This is a genomic window from Actinosynnema sp. NPDC037264 (genome assembly GCF_055603705.1).
On the sequence record NZ_JBVJVK010000130.1, the window covers coordinates 1 to 2,218 of the forward strand.

1 protein-coding gene is annotated in these 2,218 nt (G+C 76.5%); it reads left to right on the forward strand.

The genetic code is table 11. The annotated features are described in order from the left end of the window. Positions 1-1,881: 1,881 nt before the first annotated feature. A partial coding sequence (locus ACZ7GX_RS45645; RefSeq protein ID WP_498786919.1) for a hypothetical protein occupies positions 1,882-2,218 on the forward strand: 337 nt, incomplete at its 3' end.

Below are 2,218 nucleotides of genomic sequence, written 5' to 3' on the forward strand. Positions count from 1 at the left end.
TTGCCGATGCGGGCTCGGCCGTCGGGGGTGATGTGGACGTCGGCGGTGAAGTAGCGGGGGTCGGGTGGGACGCGGTGGGGCAGGTCGCCCATGTCCGGGTCGCCCCGGTGGTGCGAGATACCGGCGGGGGTGGTCTCACCGTGCCGGGCGTGCGCCTCGTCGATGCTCGGCTGGTCGCCGTCGGCGCGGTCGGTGTCGGCGCGGTCGGTGTCGGGCCGGTCGGTGTCGGGCCGATCCGAGTCCGGGCGGTCGGTGTCGCTGTCGGGGCGGTCGCCGTTCGGGGTGTCGTTGTCCGGCCGGTTGGTGCTCGGGTCGGGGTCGCGGTGGGGCGGGGTCCACGCTTCCGGGTCGCGGCGCTGGGACGGGATGCCGTCCTGGTCGCGGCGCGGTGGGGACTGCGGGTCCGGGTCGCGCCGGGGCGTGGGTGCCTGCGCGTCGGGGTGCCGCTGGGGAGCCGGCCCGTCGAACGGCCGGTTCGGGGTGTGCGGAGCCGGGCCGTTGGGGTGCGAGCCCGGGGCGGGGCCGCCGCGTTGCTGGGGTGGGCCCGCGGGCGAGTGCGGCGGGTTCGAGTGCGGCGGGTTCGAGTGCGGCGCGTTCGGGTGCTGCGGGTTTGGGCCGTTCGGACCGGTGTGGGTCGGTCCGGCGCCCGCCGGACCGTGAGGCCTGGGGCCCGCGTTGCCCGGACCGGGGTTGCCGGGGCCCGGGTTGGCCGGACCGTGGTGTGGACCGCCTGGTGCGTTCGGCCCGGCGTGGGAAGGTCCGGTGCTACCTGGGCCGTGGTGGGAAGGTCCGGTGTTGCCCGGGCCGGTGTGGGTCGGGCGAGGGCCGGGGCCCTGGTTGGGTGCGCCGCTGTGCCCGGGGCCGGGATGGCCGGGGCCGTGGGCAGGACCGTTGCCGGTAGGGCCGAAGGATGGTTGGCCGGTGTGCGGTGGGCCTGCGTGCGGTGGGCCTGCGTGCGGTGGACCGGCGTGTGGCGGGCCTGCGTGTGGTGGGCCGGCGTGGGACGGGTTGGTGCTCGACGGGCCGAACGACGACGGCCTCGGACCTTCCGGGCCGCGCGGGGTCGGGACGCCCGAGCCGAGGTCCCCACGGCCGCTGGGCACGTTGGGGCTGCTCGGGGCACCGGGGCTGCCGGGCGTGCCGGTCCAGCCGCCACCGCCCGGCCTGCCACCACCGCCAGGCGAGCCGCCACCCGGTGCACCGCCGCCTGGTGCACCACTACCCGGTGCACCGCCGCCCGCGGGCGTGGCTCCGGGTGCTGCGGTGGGCTGGTTGCCCTGCGGGGTGGTGCCGGGATCGCGGGAGGGTGCGGGGGTGTTGGGCTGGTCCGGGCGTGCCGGGGCGTCGGGGGTCGCGGCGGTTGCCGCGGAGGTCTGGTCGAAACGTGGTGAAGGCGCAGGGTTCGGCGCGCCGCCACCACTGCTGCCACCACTGCCGCCGTGTGAACCACCACCACTGCCGCCGCCAGCGCCGCTGGGACTGCCGCCCCCACTGCCGCCGCTGGGACTGCCGCCACCGCCGCCGTGCGAACCGCCGCCACCACTGCCATAGCCGCTACCGCTACCGCCGCCAGGGTTGCCGCCGCTGGGGCTACTGCCGCTGGGGTTGCTGCTGCTGCTCGGAGCGCCGCCGCCGCTGCCGCTGCTGGGTGAGCCGCCGCTCGGGCTGCCGTTTCCGTGGCTGCTGGGTCCGTGGTTGCCGGGTGCGGGCTGTCCGCCGGGGCCGCCTCGGTGTTCGCCGAGGGGCGGGTTGCCGGCGGTGTTGCCGCGTGGGAGGTCGTTGTCGGGGCTGCCGGGGTCGCGTCCGGGGCGGCTGGTCGGGGTGGGCACGTCGGTCGGGTCGCCCCGGCCGGGCCGTGACGCCGAGGAGGTCGTCGGGTCGGTGGTGGTGCCGGAGGTGGTGGTGCTGTCGCCCGGACGGTTGGCCGGCGGTGTGCCGGTGCCGTCGCCATTGCCGGTCCCCGTGCCGTTACCGGAGGTGTCCGAAGTGGACGAGTCGCCGTTGCCGGAGGAGCTGTTGCCGGAGGAGTTGGTGCCGGAGGGGCTGGTGTCGGGGCTGCCGGAGGGGGTGTCGATGTCGGCCTTGCCGGTCTGCAGGAAGCCACCCGGCTTGATGTTGCTCGGGCTGAGCACGTCCAGGCCGGTGACCTTGCCGGCGAGTTTGCCGACCACCTTCATGATCTTCTCGAAGACCTCGACCAGACGCTTGAGCATCGGCG